The organism is Synechocystis sp. PCC 7509 (assembly GCF_000332075.2).
GTDB lineage: Bacteria > Cyanobacteriota > Cyanobacteriia > Cyanobacteriales > Chroococcidiopsidaceae > Aliterella.
In genome coordinates this window covers 2,593,398-2,610,465 of the sequence record NZ_ALVU02000001.1, presented here as the reverse complement: position 1 = coordinate 2,610,465, position 17,068 = coordinate 2,593,398, and the positions used below count along the sequence as shown (strand labels likewise).

The window sequence follows — 17,068 nt, the reverse complement described above, 5'->3', positions numbered from 1 at the left end:
AAAATGCTTTTTTGCTTAGAGACTGTTTTAAAAGGTTTGACTGGTAACGTGTATTCTAAGGGCAATCCCCCCTAACCCCCTTAAAAAAGGGGGAAAATAAATAGCTATTAGCCGCCCTTTTTAAGCAATAATGCAACTATTGGATACTAATCAACAGACTTTTTCAACATTCTTTTACAAGTTGCGCTGATATTTTTCTAAAATGTCCATCAAAATTACTTGGCACTGCATAGGCATAAAATCAATTAACGATACTTCCTTTTTGCCGCCACCAATTTTAACTGGGATTGATTGCAAAATGTGTAAAACCCGGTCTTCATCTAAAGATTTGGCGCTAAGAATTGGATAAAGTTGTTCGGCAAGAAGGGTATGTAAATGAGCATTGGATAAATATAAATGCCATTTAGCAATATCCAAGTACACATTTTCGCCAATTTCTGAAGCGAGTTTTTCTATTACTTCTGTAGTGTTAATAGCCATGATAGTTAGTAAATAATAGTTCTATTTTCTAATATCGCTTATTTGCCGAGAGTTCTTCTACTGTTCGTAGTCTTTCTTTAGGTGGATTTGGGCGGTGTTTCTGAGGAGTAATCGGCGATCGCACTAATATAAATTAAATGCGATAGTAATACTACTAGATGAATTGCTGTAAACCAAGGCAACCATTCCCAAGTAGCGTATTTAAAGTTGTGAAAAAACCACAATCCCGAATTAATGGCGGTAAAAGCTGCTACATGAGTAGCAAAGGTCATTCTATCGTCTAGCTTGCGAAAAGCTGGGTCTTTGCGGTCTGGTTTGCGGGGCCAACGAGGAGGCATGGATTAGGATTGTAGATACTAAAGTTAATTTTAAGTGCGATCGCGTAGGGGCGCAATGCATTGCGCCCCTACTGTTATATGTTTATAAATCAAATAGGATTGCTATAGCTATAGTCGCCGGATTTACCGCCAGTTTTGCTAATTAAACAAATTGATTCAATTACTATAGATTTTTCTAAGGCTTTTGCCATGTCGTACAACGTAAGTGCCGCAACTGATACAGCCGTTAAAGCTTCCATTTCTACCCCGGTTTCGGCTTTGGTTTTAACTGTTGCTCTAATTACATAACCTGGCAATTGCAAATCGGGGGTAATTTGAACTTCTATTTTCTGAATTGGTAAAGGATGACATAAAGGAATCAACGCCGATGTTTGTTTTGCGCCCATAATTCCTGCTAATCTAGCTGTCCCCAATACATCGCCTTTTGCCACATTCCCCGCTTGAATTGCCTGAAAAGTTGCTTGTAGCATCCTTACTTTAGCTTCGGCTACTGCTTGGCGAATAGTTGGTACTTTGCCAGATACATCAACCATTTGAGCTTGTCCTTGGGCATCTAAATGAGTCAAACTAGGTTTGTGGAAAGATTCTTGCATTGTCTAAATAGATGTGATAATATATTAATTCTGCAAGGGCGTGTAGCTCAGTGGACTAGAGTACGTGGCTACGGACCACGGTGTCGGGGGTTCGAATCCCTCCTCGCCCGTATTGATGAAATGATGATTGTAGAGACGTTGTTGTAAACAACGTCTCTATTACATTTTTGTAGCATAAATATCTCTACCTTTACCCAAAGCAAAGCGCAAAGAATGGGGTAAATCTTTACTAGATTGGGTAAGGAAAATAATAATCGCGAGAAACGTCAAACCACTTGCAAAACCGAAGATGTGGCGATAGCCGACTTGTTGGGCGATGAAACCTAAAACTGGCCCTGCGATCGCAATTCCCACATCAAAGCCTACCATACAGACACCGAAAATTTTACCGCGTTCAGTGGGCATAGCTCGGTCAGCCATCATCGCCGCAATCATGGGGATTAATGTCCCCGCACCCGCCCCTTCAATTACCGCCGCCATCAAGAAGGTACTAGGACTATTTGCCACCCATAATAAAAGCATAGAGGCAGTATAGAGAACTAAGCTAATGGTAATAAATAAACCGCGTCCATAGCGATCGCTGGCTTTTCCGGCTACTAATCTAACACCAAAACTTGCGATCGCCGCAGCAGTGTAAAATAGCCCAGCATTTAAGTCTACACCCACCGATCTAATAAATAATGGCACAAAGGTACTTAAAGTCCCAAAAGCCAAACCTACCATCAACAAAACTAAAGCAGGGACTCGGACGCGGGGGCTAAAAAGCAATTTCCAAAATACATTGTCTTTAGTATCGCTAGGAGATCCGGCAACTATTTTTGGGTTCACTACTTGGCTTGTAAAAATTAGTCCCAACATCCCCAATCCCGAAGACAAAAGGAACAAAGGAATATAACCCACACCCGCTTGCAGAAAACCCCCTAAAGCCGGGCCAATAGCTAAACCGATGGGATTTACCAAACTCATATAACCAATGACTTCGCCACGCTTGTGGGGCGGCGCAATATCCGCAATTAAAGCCGAGTAACCCGTAGCAAAAGCCGCGATACTAATACCGTGAAATGCTCGAATGACCATTAGTAAAGGAATTGACTTTACTACCAAATAACCCAAAGGGGCGGTGGCTACTACTGACATACCAATTATCAATACAATTTTGCGGCTGTGTTCGTCAGCTAAACGTCCCAATACCGAACGAAATAGCAATAAACCAATGGCAAAACAGCCCATGACAAAACCAATTTGTTGCTCCGATGCGCCTAATTCTTCTACATATAAAGGTAAAGTAGGCAGTAAAGCAGTCAAACTAGACCAAAATAATAGTCCGGCGGCAAACAGGATTGTTAAATTTCGCCGCAGTGAAGGATCGAGATCCGAAAAAACGTTCAAAGTAATTAAATATTTAGTACACTAACTTTCTCTATTGTTACTTTAATTAACATTTTTCCCCACGACCTCTCGCACGCGATAGATAGGTCGCCCTTGAGATTCATGATAGGTACGCATGAGTAATTCTGCTAATAGCCCAAAACTAAATAACTGGACTCCTCCCACCACAAGCAATACAGCCAAAATCAATAAAGGGCGATTGCCGATACTTTGACCCAATCCTAGCTTTAAAAAAGTTAAGTACAGCCCTAAAACTGTACCTAAAGCAGTAGAAAGCAAGCCAAATAGACCAAAAACGTGCATAGGGCGGGTTAAAAATGTCTTCATGAAGTAAATGGTTAATAAATCCATTACTACCCGAAAAGTGCGTCCCAAGCCGTACTTACTTTGACCAAAACGCCGCGCGTGATGGCGTACCGGAATTTCGGTAATATTTGCGCCTTCAATGTACGCCAAAGCGGGTAAAAAACGATGCAATTCGCCGTACAAATTCATATCTGCGACCACTTCGGCGCGATAAGCTTTTAACGAGCAACCGTAATCGTGTAACTTTACGCCTGTTACTTTCCCAATCAGTAAGTTAGCAAGTTTGGAAGGAAGTAAGCGAGTTAAAGCCGCATCTTGCCTTTTTTGTCGCCAACCACTAACTAAATCGTATCCTTCGGCTAATTTGGCTAGTAATAGGGGAATATCTGCGGGGTCGTTTTGCAAATCGCCATCTAAAGTTACGATAGAATGCGATCGCGCATAATAAAATCCTGCTGCCATTGCCGCAGTTTGTCCATAGTTGCGTCGCAATAGTACCGCCTTCAAATCCGGGCGTTTTTGGGCTTCTAGTTTTAATAACTGCGCCGAACCATCTTTTGAGCCATCATCAACACAAATAATCTCGTAACTTAATCCGCTTTCAGTCAGGCTTTTAGCAATTTCTGCAATTAAATGAGGCAAACTTTCTACCTCATTATAAACCGGGACAATTACCGAAACTGCTAGACTTTCGTCTCTTTCCAAAAGTCTGCGCCCAATACCTTCCTCAATTAATGCTCTCATCAATTCCTTTCGTAACTCCTCATCACTCTGCCAAAACCGCGCAGTTGCTTGTAATACGACTTACCAACCTCATCTCCGTGTTCCGAAAGCCTGTCAATGCCAATGCCATTACGTCCCTGCTTTTGCCCAGAACTATGAATATAGCAGCCATCGCCTAAACATAATCCTACATGAGTTGCTTTTTCATTAGCACCAAAAAATACTAAGTCTCCTGGTAGCAAATCTTCAAAGCTAATTTTTTGGGTAAAAGCTTCTTGTTGATAAGCATCTCTAGGTAGCCAAACGCCTACAGATTTAAACGCCGCTTGCATTAATCCCGAACAGTCATAATTAGGTGCTACAGTTCCTCCCCAGAGGTAATAATTGGGCTGTTGCATGGCTTGAATTGTAAAATCAATTACTTGGGGAAGACGGGATTTAATTTCGGAGCTTGAAAGTGCGATCGCTCTATACTTGTTACTTGCTACTTGTAAGTTGTCCAAATCCTGCGCTAATAACCATCCTGGGTAATTGTCCTCGCACAAATACACCTCTATCGCTGTATCTTCAAGGATAGAGACAACTTGTAAATGTCTTCCGGCGGCAGCTTGAGTGACCAAACCCTCACCTTTTGGAGTGTCGTAAATATTTAAGTTCCTCTGACAGATATATTCATTTGTCAGAAATTCCTGAAGGGATACCATACACAGTAATCTTTTGGTATCTCAAAACTTTATCCCATTTATGACATTTTTCCGCAAAGAGCAGCAACTTGAAACTTTAGGCGATCGCATTCTAGCCGAAACTTGGGCAGAATTTCCGATTCTTGCTCGCAACTCTATTGCTTTAACTTGGATTATTTACGATGCTCCCGTACCTGTCAATACGGGCGGTGCGCTTAGTCCTCTAGCCTTTTGGGGTCATGAGGTGCGCGGTTTTAGCTACCGGGGTGTAGAGCAGATTTACCCTGCTAGTGTGATCAAATTATTTTACCTGGTGGCAATTTGTGAATGGCTCGAAAAAGGCATGAGCCAGACTTCTAAAGAGTTGGAACGCGCCATTAAAGACATGATCGTTGATTCTAGCAACGATGCAACTAGCTTAGTTGTAGACATTCTGAGCGGTACTACAAGTGGGCCGGAATTGCCCCCAGGGCCTTTTGAAACTTGGAAAATGCAGCGCAATATTGTTAACCGTTATTTTCAATCTTTGGGATGGGAGGAGTTGCAAACAATTAATATCAATCAAAAAACTTGGGGTGATGGCCCTTACGGACGCGAAAGGATTTTTGTAGGGGAATTGATGGACAACCGCAATATGCTAACTACCAATGCTACAGCACGGCTATTGCATAGTATTGTCGGCGGGGTGGCGGTGTCGGCTATGCAAAGTCAAGCAATGATGGGATTACTCAAGCGTAGTCTTACAGAATTAAGTAATGATGAGGAGAATCAAATTACAGGCTTTTTAGGCGGTGGTTTGCCAAATAATGCCCAACTTTGGTCAAAGGCAGGTTGGACTAGCAAAGTTCGTCATGATGCGGCTTATATTGAGATTCCGGGGAAGCAACCTTATTTATTAGTCGTGTTTATTGAAGGCGCGGCTAGTCAAAATAAAGCAATATTGCCGTATATCTCCGCAAAAATCGCTGAATATAGCGATAAGGTGGTTGGGTAAGTAGGGGCGCAATGCATTGCGCCCCTACTCCCCGTAAAAAGGGGGAAAATATTTTTTTCCTTTTTTACGCAAGAAATGGGTGGTTTAAAGCCAAGGCTATCAATACATTGAGAAGTAATAGACGAAATATATTTATGACTTCCTTTGTAGAAACTAGCGATTATCAACTTATTGCTAAAGCGATCGCATTTATAAGTGAAAATTATTCACAGCAGCCAGATTTAGCAACGGTTGCAGCCCACGTAAACTTAAGCGAGTATCATTTTCAAAGGCTATTTACAAAATGGGCGGGTATTAGTCCCAAACGTTTCTTGCAATACCTAACCGTAGAATATGCAAAAGCAAAAATTGCTGAAACAAAAAGCTTATTAAATCTTACTGGCGATGTGGGTTTATCAAGTCCGGGGCGCTTGCACGATTTGTTTGTAAAGCTAGAAGCTATGTCCCCCGGTGAATTTAAAGCAGGCGGTACAGGGTTACAGATTATCTACGGAGTGCATCAAAGCCCTTTTGGTGAATGTTTAATTGCAATGACTACTCGTGGTATTTGTAATCTGCGTTTTTTGGATGATACTTGCAAAGATGCTGAAAATTTGCTGCGCTTAGAGTGGTCAAAGGCTGAGATTGTGGAGGATAGACAAGCAACTCAAGAAATGTGCGATCGCATTTTTGCCCCTATTACTACCAAACAGCCTTTAGTTTTGTTTGTCAAAGGCACTAATTTTCAAATTCAAGTTTGGCGGGCGCTATTAAAAGTACCGTTTGGCGGACTTGCAACTTACCAAAGTTTAGCAAATGCGATCGGTCGTCCCACTTCAGCTAGAGCCGTTGGTAATGCTTTGGGTAATAATCCCGTTGGCTACTTAATTCCCTGTCATCGCGTAATTCGAGAAACTGGCGAATTGGGCGGGTTTCGTTGGGGATTGGAGCGGAAAAAAGCGCTATTAGGTTGGGAAGCTGGGCAAACTCAGAAGCAAATACAACTCAACTAACTAGCGGAAGTTTTTATCAAATCTGAGTGAAATCTGAAAATATTGATTAATATACTCTTGATGCTGATATTCAGCTTTGATAGTAGTAATGGAATTGCTCATGAACCTGTACGGATTGCTTCAATCCCTTGGCATTGCCAACCCTGGCGGTACAGGGTGGCTGGTGGTAGTATTCACTTTTGTAGTAGCTTGGGTGACAACTTACCGTTTTATTCCAGCCGTGCGCTCTTTTGCCTTGCGTGTAGGTTGGGCAGACGAGCCAAACGCCCGAAGACTCAACCACGAACCGTTGCCGAATGCTGGTGGATTGGCTATCTATGCGGGAGTAGTGGCGGCGCTGATTCTTGCTACATTTTTGCGCCCCATTGTCCTAGAAAATGTGCTGGCGGAAGTCTTAACAATTCTGCTAGGTGGTTCAATGTTGGTGCTAGTAGGTTTTATTGATGACCAATATGGTTTACCCCCCTACATTCGCCTACTCGCTCAGATTTTGGCATCGATGTTGTTAATTGCTAATGGCATACATATTCAAGTTACTTTAGGTACGCCCATCGACCCCCTATTATCAACATTAATTACTTTGTTGTGGGTGGTGGGAATTACTAACGCCGTCAATTTAATGGATGGAATGGATGGTTTAGCCGGAGGAATCAGTTTTATTACCGCTATGAGCCTTTTGGCAGTCTCCGCTCAGTTTGAAAGTCGTGCTGCGGCTACCTTTCTCTTGGCGGCGCTCGGCGGTGCTGCTTTGGGGTTTTTACGTCACAATTTCCACCCTTCTCATATAATTATGGGCGATGCGGGAGCTTACTTTTTTGGCTACGTGCTGGCAGCCGCTAGTATTTTGGGTAACTTGAAAGTAAATACTGTATTTGCGATCGTTCCTACCGCCTTATTTTTGCTTTTGCCTGTATTAGATACAACTCAAGTATTTGTGCGGCGGTTAATGGCGGGTAAAAATCCTCTTAGCACTCCTGGCAAAGATCATTTACATCATCGCTTGCTGGCGCTGGGATTATCTCAACGCCATACTGCCCTCACTCTTTGGGTTGTGACTTTGGCTTCTAACCTAGTGGCAATGAGATTTCAAGGGATGAATATAGCTGTCATATTTACAACGGCGATCGCCATTATCCTACTTTTAAGCTTTACCGTTTGGCAGAGAATCCGGGCGGTGTTAGAAAAAGCTTAAGCCATCACCATCCCGCCATCAACGTTAAATACTTGCCCGGTAATATAAGCCGCCGCCGGGTCAGCAGCTAAAAAGCGCACCATTCCCGCAATTTCTTCGGGTTGACCGTAGCGCCCCAAAGGAATATATTTTAAAACTTCCTCCGCTTGTACGCCGCTTGTCATGTCTGTAGTAATAAAGCCCGGAGCGACAGCGTTAGAGGTGATGCCGCGTACTGCAAGTTCTTTGGCTACAGTTTTGGTAAAACCAATTACCCCAGCCTTGGCGGCGCTGTAGTTGGCTTGTCCGGGGTTGCCCATTTGCCCGGAAACCGAAGCAATATTAATAATTCGTCCAGAACGTTGCTTGAGCATAACTTTACTAGCGGCGCGAGTACACAAAAATACTCCGGTTAAATTCAGGTCAATTACCGCCTGCCAATCTTCCAGCTTCATGCGTAATAACAGCGTATCGCGGGTAATTCCGGCATTATTAACTAAAATATCGATGCGTTGCCATTTATCCATTACTGCTTTAAGTAAACTGTCTACTTGGTCAGCTTTAGAAACATCAGCTTGCAGAGCGATCGCATTTCCCCCACCCGCCACAATTTCCTTTACTACTTCTTGCGCCGCCGCACTAGAATTTGCATAATTTACAACTACACTAGCGCCCTCTGTTGCTAAACTAAGGGCGATCGCCCGTCCGATTCCCCGCGATGCTCCTGTAACTAACGCTACTTGCGATTTTAGCTTTTGTAATTGTTCTGGTAGTGCTTCCATTAAAATTCCTTTGTAAAACTGTTTAACGATTTTACGCAAATATGTACCTAATTTTGAAACCGCAAAATCAACAGGTTAAAATTAGAGATAGAAAAGTAAAACTATTGTGTTCTATGGCTACTAAACAGCAGTTCAACAACTTTGAAGAATTAATTGCTCAATCGGACTTACCAGTATTGGTTGACTTTTACGCTGATTGGTGCGGCCCGTGTCAAATGATGGCTCCGATTTTAGAGCAGGTAAACAACCAACTCAAAGATCGGTTGCGGGTAGTAAAAATTAATACTGACAAATATCCTCAACTAGCAAGTACGCACCATATTCATGCTTTGCCAACTTTGGTAGTTTTCAAGCAAGGTCAATCTGTAGAACGTATTGAAGGCGTAATCCAAGCCGATGCTTTAATTAAGCGCTTACAGCCTTTGATCTAGATTAATAAATTTACTTTGGTGGCGCTTCATTGATAGGCAGTTGCTCATCCAACGCACTAGGGTGAGTAAATCTATATACTATTGCTTTACGCGCAAAGATTGGTAAAGCCGTCATTCGCCGCCAGCGCCAAGGCTCTTGATACAACCTGTACAGCCATTCTAAATGGTTGTTTGCAAGTATAGCTGGCGCTCTAGACTTGATACCAGACCATATATCTAAGCTGCCACCGATGCCAATCCAAGTAGCTTGAGGACACAAAGAACGATTTTGGGCAATCCATAATTCTTGACGCGGCACTCCTAAGCCGACAAAAATTAACTGTGGTTGCAGGGCGATGAGACTTTTTTTTAATTCTTCTATCTCTGCGCCCTGAATAAAGCCGTGTTGAGCGCCTACAATATTGATGCCCTCGTATTTTTGCTTAATCGCTTGGGCGGCGGAAGCCGCAACTCCTGGTGCGCCACCATAAAAGAAAACTCTTTGGTTGTGACCGTTGCTCCCCGCCGTTTTTAACAAGGCTTCTGCTAGTTCAATTCCTGGACAACGACGAATTTTTTTACCGTGCAATTGGAGATAAAAAACTATTCCCGAACCATCAGGAATGGTTAAATCTGCTTGCTCAACGATTTTTCTTAAAGCCTCGTGAGTTTCGCAAAGTATGGTCATTTCAGCATTAAGCGTCACTACATGAGTGCCAATTCCTGCTTGGAGACGCGCATACAGCCAGCCGACATAATCATCCATTAAATGAATCGGTAGCCCCAGTATAGAAAATTGCTGAGGGGTTTCAATCATAATTAATTTATCGCTAACCTTAAAATACACAGTTCTCAATCGGTTAGCCTTAGCTCATTTTAACTTAATCCGAGTAGGTTATTTAGCTGGGTGCGATTGATGGATTTATCGCAACTTTGGCAAAATACCCGCACCATGTTTTATGCTACCCGTCGTCGTCTAGCTATTTGGTATACCACTGTAACCGCAGTATTGCTGTTAGTTTTTGCGATTGGGGTATATTTTTATGTCCGTAGTACCTTGATTGAACGAGTCGATGACACTTTACTTCATGTAGTGGAAATAGTAGAGCGCAGTTTAGTTATTGAGCCAGACTACACCGAAATTGGTAAAAAGCTGCATATTAATGTAGAAGCTAGTTTTAGAAATAATGAAGATACTGTAGAAGACGATCGCATTGATCTTGAGTGGTTTAATTCTACAGGCGACTTGCTCTGGTCAACTTTCTCTGAACCATTGGCTATTCCCATCCATTTCAATCGGACGGCGGAAACTGTCCAAATCCTCAAAAAACCCGATCGTCAGAAAAACGACATTAGTTATTCACCCCTATTATTGCGGCAAGTAACCCAAAGAATCCAAGTTGGGCGGCAGGTTTTGGGTTATTTGCGTGTTAGTCATCCTTGGTTTGAAGTTACTAAACCCATTCAGCAGTTAGCCATCGATTTGAGTTTGGGAACGGGATTAATGGTTTTGTCGGTGGCGCTTTGCGGCTGGTTTTTGTCGGGGAAAGCGATGGAACCTGTATTACTATCCTACCAACGCCTCAAACAGTTTACCGCCGATGCTTCTCACGAATTAAGAAGCCCTATTACTTTGATTCAAACGAACATCCAGGTGGCTCTAGCAGAGCCGGAGTTGAGCGATTTGTCTAATTTGACTTCCGGGCAATATCGTCAAAACTTAAAGGTTTTAGAGCGCTTGACTAAGCGCTTAGGGCGATTAGTGGACGATTTGCTATTTCTAGCTAGACAAGATAGCGGATTAGTACCACCGCAATTTGATAATTGTCCAATAGATGCTCTATTGATGGAAGTTGTCGAGGAACAACAGTTACTAGCAAAGGAAAAAAATATTGCTCTATCTTTAGAACTAATAGAATCATCGACGAGCGCCGAGCCTACACCAGAACAAATAGATAGCTGGTTTGCACTTTCTGGTGATTGGAATCAGTTGGCGCGACTATTCACCAACTTAATTGAGAACGCCCTAAATTATAGTAGTGCAGGCGATCGCGTTCAAGTAATCTTGCAAAGAATCCCCTCTAACAACGAATTACCGTCGCGCCAAGCACCACCAGGGACAATGCAAGTCAAAATTGTTGATACGGGGATGGGAATCGCCAGCGCCGATTTACCGCGATTATTTGACCGCTTTTATCGAGTAGACCCCGCTCGCAGCCATACTAATAATAGTGGTTCGGGCTTGGGTTTAGCGATCGCCTCTGCCATTGTCTTAAATCACTATGGGCAAATTCAGGCTACAAGTATCCTGCACCAAGGTACAACTTTTACTGTTACTTTCCCTCTAGTTCTAGAACCAACAAATTAAGCACAAACCTCACTTTTTGAGGTAGTACGACTGATAAAATTAAAGGCAATGTACTTTGGACTTCAATTTAATAAACTTATACGTTAAGCAAATGCTTCCTGTGGCAGATGTGAGCGTGTAAGATTTTCTCCTATTTTATAATTCGGCGGTTAGATAAATCGTTAATTAGTTGACCGATAAATAGTTATATAGCGCTAATAGTAAAAAGTATTTTACTGGCAAAAACTCTTAAGAGCAATTAACTAAACGATAACCACCGCAGACCTTTGATGAAGAATTAGGAGAAGTTAATGCCAATTCCATTAAGAGAAGATGTTGCTTACATCATTTTAAAGAAGATTAACGAAAGCGGGCAAAAAATGCACGACGTTAGCTTCGATGCGAAAGACTTTGTGGGTCGCAGCTTAACTCAAACTGAACTCTTGGGACATTTGGATTACTTGAATCAAAAGCAATTTATTAAAGCTGAATTTACTGGTAATGCCTATGCAAATCAAGAAGATGTTCCTGATGCGGTAGATGCTAAAGAGTTTGATTTGAGAATTGCTAATTCCTTTGGTGCGCCAGACGGGCCATTACCTCATTTAATTACTTTCAAAGCCGCAGAACTTACAGAAAAAGGACGTAAAATCCTCGAAAGAATGGAGGAAAATCCTCCCGAAGCTCTCAATGAAGGGCCTTCCGTACCCATTGCTACCGATGATATGCCGTTTTTAGAAAAAGTGGCAATTCGGGCAAATTTAGAAGATATTTTTGATGCTAGAGACGTTACAGAAGTTGTGTTTCGCACAATGCGAGACATGATGACAAAGGAAGCCTCTGACCGCGTTGCTGAAGAACTCCACGAACCTGCTGAACCCACCGAAGACAAAGCATTGCAAAATGAAATTGCCGATTTGTGGAACGATACTAACCCGATTACTCGGTTTTTGAGTAGAGTTAGACCACCACTAAAAATTAAATCTGGTACTTTCTTATTTAGGATTAATCAAGAAGCTGGTTTGCCTAGAGCCGTAGGGGCAGAAACAGTAATAAAAGCAGTATTTTGGGCAACTAAAGATGAGTTGTCTGAAGAACGAATTAAAGAAATTGCCAGCTTTTTACCGGATGAAATTCGCCAGTTTTGGAATGAAGCTTAACTGAAAAAGAAGCATTTATACAAAAATAATTTTGCTAAAGTGTAATTATTTTGAGTATGAATGCTTCTGAGTCTAAGATTTTAGTCAATAACAATTAAGTTAAAGATGTTAAGGAGAGAGAATGATTAAGGCAAAAATAGTTGGTTTAGTGACACGTTCTGTATTAATTGGACTACCGTTAGTAGCGATCGCTACTTCAGTAAGTGCTAATCCTGAAATAACCAGCAAACTAAAGCTTTCTCAAGTAACTAAAGTAGAGACACCTAAAGAAAATTCTGCTCTCAATCCCCATCCCAGGATTTTTTCGGAAGCTCCCTACAATCGTTCAATCCTTGTACTTGCAGAAAAACTGCGGCTGACAAAACAAGCTCCCACACCAGAAAATAGCGATGCCCAAAACGCCATACCTAGCGAAACCGAAGTAAAACCTTGGTCAGAGGCGCAGGAAAATAGAATAGCATTAGTTAAAGCGATTAATGGACAATTTAATATTCGGCTGATGAATACTACCAATACCGAAGTTACTTACGAATTAGTCGGACATACCAATCAGCGCCAATTAACAGGAAACACAAATTTTTTGTTGCAAGATATAGCCATGCCTGTTACAGTCACAGTCTTACGCGAAGATGGCGGATTAATTAAAGTCATACCCAAACCTGCTGCGCCGGGAATATTAGAACTAAGATTAGACGAAGCCCTAAATCTCGATCAAGATCGGCGGGCGGTTAGAGTTAGAGAAGGTGGATCGTTGTTAATTTACTAAGCTAAGGTTGTTATTTGGGCTAAAGAATTGCGATCGCCTTAAATTACTTTTTAGTAGTTATGAGGCGATTTTGTGCTAAATCAGAATTTTGTATAGTTTTGATACACTAAAATTACTAACTAAATTTTTATATTGGATTATTCATGGTTTTAGTAGTTGCTATGGTAGTACTTCAATTTCCCTTCACTCTTGGCGCATTTTTTTCATTACCTCTGGATACTTTGCTCTCTACTCAAGGCATTATGGTCATGCTCTTAGTAGCCTATGCGGGGGCGATGTGGATGTTTCTAACTAGCGCACCCAAAGTACACACAATTATGGTGTCAGATATGGAAATTGCCAGGCAATTCTATGAAGGGTTACTAGACTTACCAACGGCGGACATACCTCTACACTACTACTACAACTACGAGCAATCCATGGGCGTAACTGCCGGAATCGATCCTTTATATATGTCTGCAAGCCCTGGGATTAGTAGTGGTAGAAATCTCAACGCCCCGGATGGTTTATGGTATCAGTTGAAAAAAAATAATCAACTGCACGTAATTTCTGGTGCGAATCTGGGCAAAAAAAATCAACAGCGCCACGTGTGTTTTGACAGAGATTGTTTAGAGCAAGTATTAATGCGGGTAGAAATGCGGGGCTTAAAGCACAAAATTCGCAATCAAAAACCCCTAAACTTTTTAGTCAAAGATTTAGAAGAACGAGTTATTGAAATGGCGGAAGTGTCAAATTAAATAGATTGTTGCTGTAAATGCTTGGGGTAAAATGCGATCGCGCTGCGCTCAAAGACTTCGCTCCAGCAACGAACAATTAATTTAACAATTAACCTATGTCCGCCCATCATCATCACGACCATAGCCACGCCCCCAAAAATTATAACCGCGCTTTTATCATCGGGATTATTCTTAATAGCGGCTTTGTGGCTATTGAAGCCACCTATGGAATTTTTGCCAATTCCCTTGCCCTTTTAGCGGATGCAGGTCACAATTTAAGCGATGTACTTGGCTTGTTCCTAGCTTGGGGCGCAAGCATTCTTTCGCGTCGCCTCCCCTCCACAAGCCACACTTACGGACTGCGCCGCTCCTCTATTTTGGCGGCTTTATTTAACGCGATATTTTTACTGTTAGTTACTGGCGGCATTGGTTGGGAAGCGGTACAGCGCTTTTTAGCGCCAAGTTCAGTAGAGGGTATAACTATTATCAGCGTTGCGGCGGTTGGCATCGTCATTAACACCGCCACCGCCTTGCTATTTGTATCTGGACGCAAAAGCGACTTGAATATCCGAGGCGCTTTCCTGCATATGGCGGCGGATGCTCTAGTGTCTTTGGGAGTAGTATTAGCGGGGATAGCGATTTTGACTACGGGGTGGTTATGGTTCGATCCCGTTGTCAGCTTGATTATTGTCGCTGTAATTGTTTTTGGCACGTGGCAGCTATTACTTGAATCAATAAATCTTGCCCTTGATGGCGTACCATCAGGAATTGAATTGGTTGCCGTTCGCACTTACCTAGAGCAAAGAGAGGGCGTAACAGAAGTACACGATCTGCATATTTGGGCAATGAGTACCACTGAAACCGCCCTTACCGTACATTTAGTTATGCCTAGTGGCTGTCCTGACGATCGCTTTTTGACTCAGCTATGCGGCGAACTTCACCACCTATTTGATATCGACCATGCCACAATTCAAGTAGAAATAGGCGATCGCAATTATCCTTGCACTTTGGCTCCTCATCACCGAGTTTAAGCTTGTAATAACCCCGTCAAAATCGTTGCTGGGCGATCGCGGTAGGGCCAAGCAAAGGCATGACGAAAGGCTGCATCTTGACAAGCAGTAAGTTGTTCAAAGTTGATAATGTTTTGAGTTAACAAGTTTTCGTACTCAAAGGGCAACCGAACATTGTGCAATCCCGCATTGTCAGTACAAATAGCAATATCTACCCCCGCCTCAAAACAACGGTCAAATACTACTTTTAATTGCTGCATCTGACTCAAAGTTCCGGTTTTGAAGTAGGTAGTCGGACAAACTTCTAAGCATTGCTTGCGCCTAGCTACTTCTCCTAATAACTCTGGATACAGCAAAGGAATTTGAATCCCATGCCCAACGCGCATTAAGTAAGGTAATAATTCGGGATAACAACCAGAGGAAGTTTCATAGAGATGTCCTGTGGTTTTCACGTTTTGCGAGAGCGCGTACTCGTACAAGCCAATAAACTCCTCTAATCTATCGCTATACTGACTATCTCCCCCCGCTACATCTACACCGCACACATACTGTTTGTTGTTAATTGCCAAGTCCACGATCGCTTTATTCACTTCGTAAGGTAACTTGGAGTGCATACAAAGTATTTGGCTAGTAACAATCGGGTACTCGCGAACGCTGCTAGCAATGCCCACAACTTCCACAATCTCCGCCATTTTATCAATCCGCTCCGATTGACTCAAATGCTCTGGTGTCCGCAAATAAGGCGTGTAACGCAGTTCTAAATAAGCTAAGTTTTCAAATATATACGCGCCGCGAATTAAACGGTATATAAAGTATGGCAAAGTCTGTACTGTTTGGACGCTTTCAACTAAAGTATGTAGTTCCAAATACTCCTCTAGCGTATTGCGCGATCGCGTGTAAAATTCTTCAAATTCAAGATAATCAGGAAATCGCTCTACTAATTCTGTAGAATGACGCTGAAAGTAACGCCATAAAATTCGCGGCACAACCGAACCGCCTAGGTGACGGTGCAATTCAGCATATAAAGTCACAATCAGCAACCTACTATTAATATTAATTAATTTTAGCAAAACCAACTTGACAAATTACAGGCAATTTACTTATTTTTTCAGGCTAATTTGTTTTTAGCAACAAACGTACCACCGTAGCAATACACCATTGTTAAAAAGATGCGGGGAACTATTTTTTGCTTGAGTTTTACTATGGAAGCTTTGAGGCAACACTATTCTCTAATTTTTTGCTCAATTGGAGTTAAACTAAGTCAAGATAAAATTTCCAACTATTATCCTAGCTACCAAAGCTGCTACGCGGCAAAAAAGTATCGCTTCTTAACCCTCCTAAACTATTTTCTTACCGTTTCTTCAATGGCTTCCCAAAACAATCCGAGGCATTTACTAATTATTGAAGACGATCAAGGACGTAAGCAATTTTTACTTGACAATTCTGTTTACTCTATTGGTAGAGACACTCGGTGCGATATTCGGCTGTTTTCGCAGTTTGTATCGCGCCGTCATGCCACGTTAGTTCAGCTACCTAAAGAAGATGGTAGCTGTTACTATCGCATTGTTGACGGTGATTCTAAGGGTAGACCTAGCGCCAATGGAATGCTAATTAACGGCAGAAAAATCTTGGCTCACGATCTAAAAAATCAAGATGAGATTATTTTTGGACCTCAAGTCCGGGCTATATACTATCTCCTCAGTCGAGAGACTATGCCATCATTGCCAACGGATGAGTTTGATGTCACGCTAATTGGCCCTAACATGATGCCAGATTTTGATGAGTGAACAACTTGGAATTCTTGCTCAACTGGCTATGCTTTCTACACTTTGCCAAGTTTGATTAAGAGAAATCGCGCTATTGACACGCTCAAATACTTGATAGCAGTGATTGGCAACTTGCAACGGCAATTCTTCATTTTTTACAACTAAGCTTACCCGCGTTTTTGACTCGGTAGCTGTAGTTCCATCAATCAGTACTTCTACGGATACAAGTTTAGCTAAAGATACTTTACCTGGAATTTCCCGCGCCATAATGTATTCGCTTTGATCGTAGATAATATCTAAGCTACAACTAAGCAAAATCTCCTTAATTGATTGCCGTAAACTATGATTATTTCCAGATGCCACAGCAAAAGAACAATTGTAACGAGCCATTGGATTTCATACACTCAAATACTCTACTAATTCCATAGTATCGAATTTATCC

Annotated in this window: 21 protein-coding genes and 1 tRNA gene; 11 read left to right on the top strand and 11 right to left on the bottom strand. The window is 42.1% G+C overall.

The genetic code is table 11. From position 1 onward, the window contains the following. Positions 1–174 precede the first annotated feature (174 nt). The 3 genes from SYN7509_RS0213110 to moaC all read right to left on the bottom strand — a co-directional run bounded on the left by SYN7509_RS0213110 (position 175) and on the right by moaC (position 1,411). A complete protein-coding gene (locus SYN7509_RS0213110; protein ID WP_009632605.1) occupies positions 175–480 on the bottom strand; it encodes a DUF3181 family protein in 306 nt (101 codons plus the stop codon). A gap of 77 nt (positions 481–557) precedes the next feature. Beyond that, a complete protein-coding gene (locus SYN7509_RS0213105) occupies positions 558–818 on the bottom strand; it encodes a hypothetical protein (RefSeq protein WP_009632606.1) in 261 nt (86 codons plus the stop codon). 89 nt (positions 819–907) lie between these two features. Next, positions 908–1,411: a cyclic pyranopterin monophosphate synthase MoaC gene (gene moaC, locus SYN7509_RS0213100; protein ID WP_009632607.1), complete on the bottom strand. Its 504-nt coding sequence runs from the start codon at positions 1,409–1,411 to the stop codon at positions 908–910. Between the two features lie 36 nt (positions 1,412–1,447). Here moaC and SYN7509_RS0213095 point away from each other — a divergent pair. Then, positions 1,448–1,521 (top strand) — tRNA-Arg (locus tag SYN7509_RS0213095). Positions 1,522–1,570: 49 nt separating this feature from the next. Here SYN7509_RS0213095 and SYN7509_RS0213090 read toward each other — a convergent pair. From SYN7509_RS0213090 to SYN7509_RS0213080, 3 genes are read right to left on the bottom strand one after another with little or no spacing between them, the layout of a single operon-like run. Continuing rightward, the gene (locus tag SYN7509_RS0213090; protein ID WP_009632608.1) at positions 1,571–2,800 is read right to left on the bottom strand and encodes an MFS transporter; all 1,230 of its coding nucleotides are present in this window, start codon (positions 2,798–2,800) and stop codon (positions 1,571–1,573) included. Positions 2,801–2,842: 42 nt separating this feature from the next. Then, complete coding sequence (locus SYN7509_RS0213085) at positions 2,843–3,850, bottom strand: glycosyltransferase family 2 protein (protein WP_009632609.1); 1,008 nt, start codon at positions 3,848–3,850, stop codon at positions 2,843–2,845. Next, the gene (locus tag SYN7509_RS0213080) at positions 3,850–4,533 is read right to left on the bottom strand and encodes a C40 family peptidase (protein ID WP_009632610.1); all 684 of its coding nucleotides are present in this window, start codon (positions 4,531–4,533) and stop codon (positions 3,850–3,852) included. The genes SYN7509_RS0213085 and SYN7509_RS0213080 overlap by 1 nt, the downstream gene beginning before the upstream one ends. 40 nt (positions 4,534–4,573) lie before the next feature. Between SYN7509_RS0213080 and SYN7509_RS0213075 the strand changes: the two genes are divergently transcribed. The 3 genes from SYN7509_RS0213075 (at position 4,574) to SYN7509_RS0213065 (ending at position 7,690) form a co-directional block, all read left to right on the top strand. After that, positions 4,574–5,506, top strand: a complete 933-nt coding sequence (locus tag SYN7509_RS0213075; protein ID WP_009632611.1) for a serine hydrolase — start codon at positions 4,574–4,576, stop codon at positions 5,504–5,506. Positions 5,507–5,640: 134 nt separating this feature from the next. Next, a complete protein-coding gene (locus SYN7509_RS0213070) occupies positions 5,641–6,498 on the top strand; it encodes a methylated-DNA--[protein]-cysteine S-methyltransferase (RefSeq protein ID WP_009632612.1) in 858 nt (285 codons plus the stop codon). 100 nt (positions 6,499–6,598) lie between these two features. Continuing rightward, positions 6,599–7,690 (top strand): MraY family glycosyltransferase, encoded by a 1,092-nt coding sequence (locus tag SYN7509_RS0213065; RefSeq protein ID WP_009632613.1) that lies wholly within the window; start codon positions 6,599–6,601, stop codon positions 7,688–7,690. Here the strand turns inward: SYN7509_RS0213065 and fabG are convergent. Continuing rightward, complete coding sequence (gene fabG / locus SYN7509_RS0213060; protein ID WP_009632614.1) at positions 7,687–8,451, bottom strand: 3-oxoacyl-[acyl-carrier-protein] reductase; 765 nt, start codon at positions 8,449–8,451, stop codon at positions 7,687–7,689. The two genes, SYN7509_RS0213065 and fabG, sit on opposite strands and share 4 nt — an antisense overlap. Before the next feature lie 113 nt (positions 8,452–8,564). Here fabG and trxA point away from each other — a divergent pair, with 113 nt between their 5' ends. Further along, the gene (trxA, locus tag SYN7509_RS0213055; protein ID WP_028954294.1) at positions 8,565–8,882 is read left to right on the top strand and encodes a thioredoxin; all 318 of its coding nucleotides are present in this window, start codon (positions 8,565–8,567) and stop codon (positions 8,880–8,882) included. Between the two features lie 10 nt (positions 8,883–8,892). On the opposite strand, the gene SYN7509_RS25890 is transcribed toward trxA, so the two are convergent. After that, complete coding sequence (locus SYN7509_RS25890) at positions 8,893–9,678, bottom strand: WecB/TagA/CpsF family glycosyltransferase (protein ID WP_009632616.1); 786 nt, start codon at positions 9,676–9,678, stop codon at positions 8,893–8,895. 99 nt (positions 9,679–9,777) lie between these two features. Here SYN7509_RS25890 and SYN7509_RS0213045 point away from each other — a divergent pair, with 99 nt between their 5' ends. The 4 genes from SYN7509_RS0213045 (at position 9,778) to SYN7509_RS0213030 (ending at position 13,871) form a co-directional block, all read left to right on the top strand. Continuing rightward, the gene (locus tag SYN7509_RS0213045) at positions 9,778–11,229 is read left to right on the top strand and encodes a sensor histidine kinase (RefSeq protein ID WP_009632617.1); all 1,452 of its coding nucleotides are present in this window, start codon (positions 9,778–9,780) and stop codon (positions 11,227–11,229) included. 290 nt (positions 11,230–11,519) lie between these two features. Further along, the gene (locus SYN7509_RS0213040) at positions 11,520–12,368 is read left to right on the top strand and encodes a DUF2267 domain-containing protein (RefSeq protein WP_009632618.1); all 849 of its coding nucleotides are present in this window, start codon (positions 11,520–11,522) and stop codon (positions 12,366–12,368) included. Between the two features lie 121 nt (positions 12,369–12,489). Further along, a complete protein-coding gene (locus tag SYN7509_RS25885) occupies positions 12,490–13,134 on the top strand; it encodes a hypothetical protein (RefSeq protein WP_009632619.1) in 645 nt (214 codons plus the stop codon). Between the two features lie 161 nt (positions 13,135–13,295). Further along, on the top strand, positions 13,296–13,871 hold the full coding sequence (locus SYN7509_RS0213030; protein ID WP_202807232.1) for a glyoxalase-like domain protein: 576 nt from the start codon (positions 13,296–13,298) through the stop codon (positions 13,869–13,871). On the opposite strand, the gene SYN7509_RS31330 is transcribed toward SYN7509_RS0213030, so the two are convergent. Then, complete coding sequence (locus SYN7509_RS31330; RefSeq protein WP_255327310.1) at positions 13,868–13,993, bottom strand: hypothetical protein; 126 nt, start codon at positions 13,991–13,993, stop codon at positions 13,868–13,870. The genes SYN7509_RS0213030 and SYN7509_RS31330 overlap by 4 nt on opposite strands. Here SYN7509_RS31330 and SYN7509_RS0213020 point away from each other — a divergent pair. Then, positions 13,967–14,881: a cation diffusion facilitator family transporter gene (locus SYN7509_RS0213020; RefSeq protein WP_009632621.1), complete on the top strand. Its 915-nt coding sequence runs from the start codon at positions 13,967–13,969 to the stop codon at positions 14,879–14,881. The genes SYN7509_RS31330 and SYN7509_RS0213020 overlap by 27 nt on opposite strands. On the opposite strand, the gene SYN7509_RS0213015 is transcribed toward SYN7509_RS0213020, so the two are convergent. Beyond that, complete coding sequence (locus tag SYN7509_RS0213015) at positions 14,878–15,891, bottom strand: amidohydrolase family protein (protein ID WP_009632622.1); 1,014 nt, start codon at positions 15,889–15,891, stop codon at positions 14,878–14,880. The genes SYN7509_RS0213020 and SYN7509_RS0213015 overlap by 4 nt on opposite strands. Before the next feature lie 333 nt (positions 15,892–16,224). Here SYN7509_RS0213015 and SYN7509_RS0213010 point away from each other — a divergent pair, with 333 nt between their 5' ends. After that, on the top strand, positions 16,225–16,647 hold the full coding sequence (locus SYN7509_RS0213010; protein ID WP_028954292.1) for an FHA domain-containing protein: 423 nt from the start codon (positions 16,225–16,227) through the stop codon (positions 16,645–16,647). Between the two features lie 18 nt (positions 16,648–16,665). Here the strand turns inward: SYN7509_RS0213010 and SYN7509_RS0213005 are convergent, their stop codons facing one another. After that, positions 16,666–17,016, bottom strand: a complete 351-nt coding sequence (locus SYN7509_RS0213005) for a hypothetical protein (RefSeq protein WP_009632624.1) — start codon at positions 17,014–17,016, stop codon at positions 16,666–16,668. Between the last annotated feature and the right edge of the window lie 52 nt (positions 17,017–17,068).

Coding starts and splice junctions, on each gene's coding strand:
- SYN7509_RS0213110 (WP_009632605.1), bottom strand. CDS start 480: ATGGCTATTAACACTACAGAAGTAATAGAAAAACTCGCTTCAGAAATT.
- SYN7509_RS0213105 (WP_009632606.1), bottom strand. CDS start 818: ATGCCTCCTCGTTGGCCCCGCAAACCAGACCGCAAAGACCCAGCTTTT.
- moaC (WP_009632607.1), bottom strand. CDS start 1,411: ATGCAAGAATCTTTCCACAAACCTAGTTTGACTCATTTAGATGCCCAA.
- SYN7509_RS0213085 (WP_009632609.1), bottom strand. CDS start 3,850: ATGAGAGCATTAATTGAGGAAGGTATTGGGCGCAGACTTTTGGAAAGA.
- SYN7509_RS0213080 (WP_009632610.1), bottom strand. CDS start 4,533: ATGGTATCCCTTCAGGAATTTCTGACAAATGAATATATCTGTCAGAGG.
- SYN7509_RS0213075 (WP_009632611.1), top strand. CDS start 4,574: ATGACATTTTTCCGCAAAGAGCAGCAACTTGAAACTTTAGGCGATCGC.
- SYN7509_RS0213070 (WP_009632612.1), top strand. CDS start 5,641: ATGACTTCCTTTGTAGAAACTAGCGATTATCAACTTATTGCTAAAGCG.
- SYN7509_RS0213065 (WP_009632613.1), top strand. CDS start 6,599: ATGAACCTGTACGGATTGCTTCAATCCCTTGGCATTGCCAACCCTGGC.
- fabG (WP_009632614.1), bottom strand. CDS start 8,451: ATGGAAGCACTACCAGAACAATTACAAAAGCTAAAATCGCAAGTAGCG.
- trxA (WP_028954294.1), top strand. CDS start 8,565: ATGGCTACTAAACAGCAGTTCAACAACTTTGAAGAATTAATTGCTCAA.
- SYN7509_RS25890 (WP_009632616.1), bottom strand. CDS start 9,678: ATGATTGAAACCCCTCAGCAATTTTCTATACTGGGGCTACCGATTCAT.
- SYN7509_RS0213045 (WP_009632617.1), top strand. CDS start 9,778: ATGGATTTATCGCAACTTTGGCAAAATACCCGCACCATGTTTTATGCT.
- SYN7509_RS0213040 (WP_009632618.1), top strand. CDS start 11,520: ATGCCAATTCCATTAAGAGAAGATGTTGCTTACATCATTTTAAAGAAG.
- SYN7509_RS25885 (WP_009632619.1), top strand. CDS start 12,490: ATGATTAAGGCAAAAATAGTTGGTTTAGTGACACGTTCTGTATTAATT.
- SYN7509_RS0213030 (WP_202807232.1), top strand. CDS start 13,296: ATGGTAGTACTTCAATTTCCCTTCACTCTTGGCGCATTTTTTTCATTA.
- SYN7509_RS0213020 (WP_009632621.1), top strand. CDS start 13,967: ATGTCCGCCCATCATCATCACGACCATAGCCACGCCCCCAAAAATTAT.
- SYN7509_RS31330 (WP_255327310.1), bottom strand. CDS start 13,993: ATGGTCGTGATGATGATGGGCGGACATAGGTTAATTGTTAAATTAATT.
- SYN7509_RS0213010 (WP_028954292.1), top strand. CDS start 16,225: ATGGCTTCCCAAAACAATCCGAGGCATTTACTAATTATTGAAGACGAT.
- SYN7509_RS0213005 (WP_009632624.1), bottom strand. CDS start 17,016: ATGGCTCGTTACAATTGTTCTTTTGCTGTGGCATCTGGAAATAATCAT.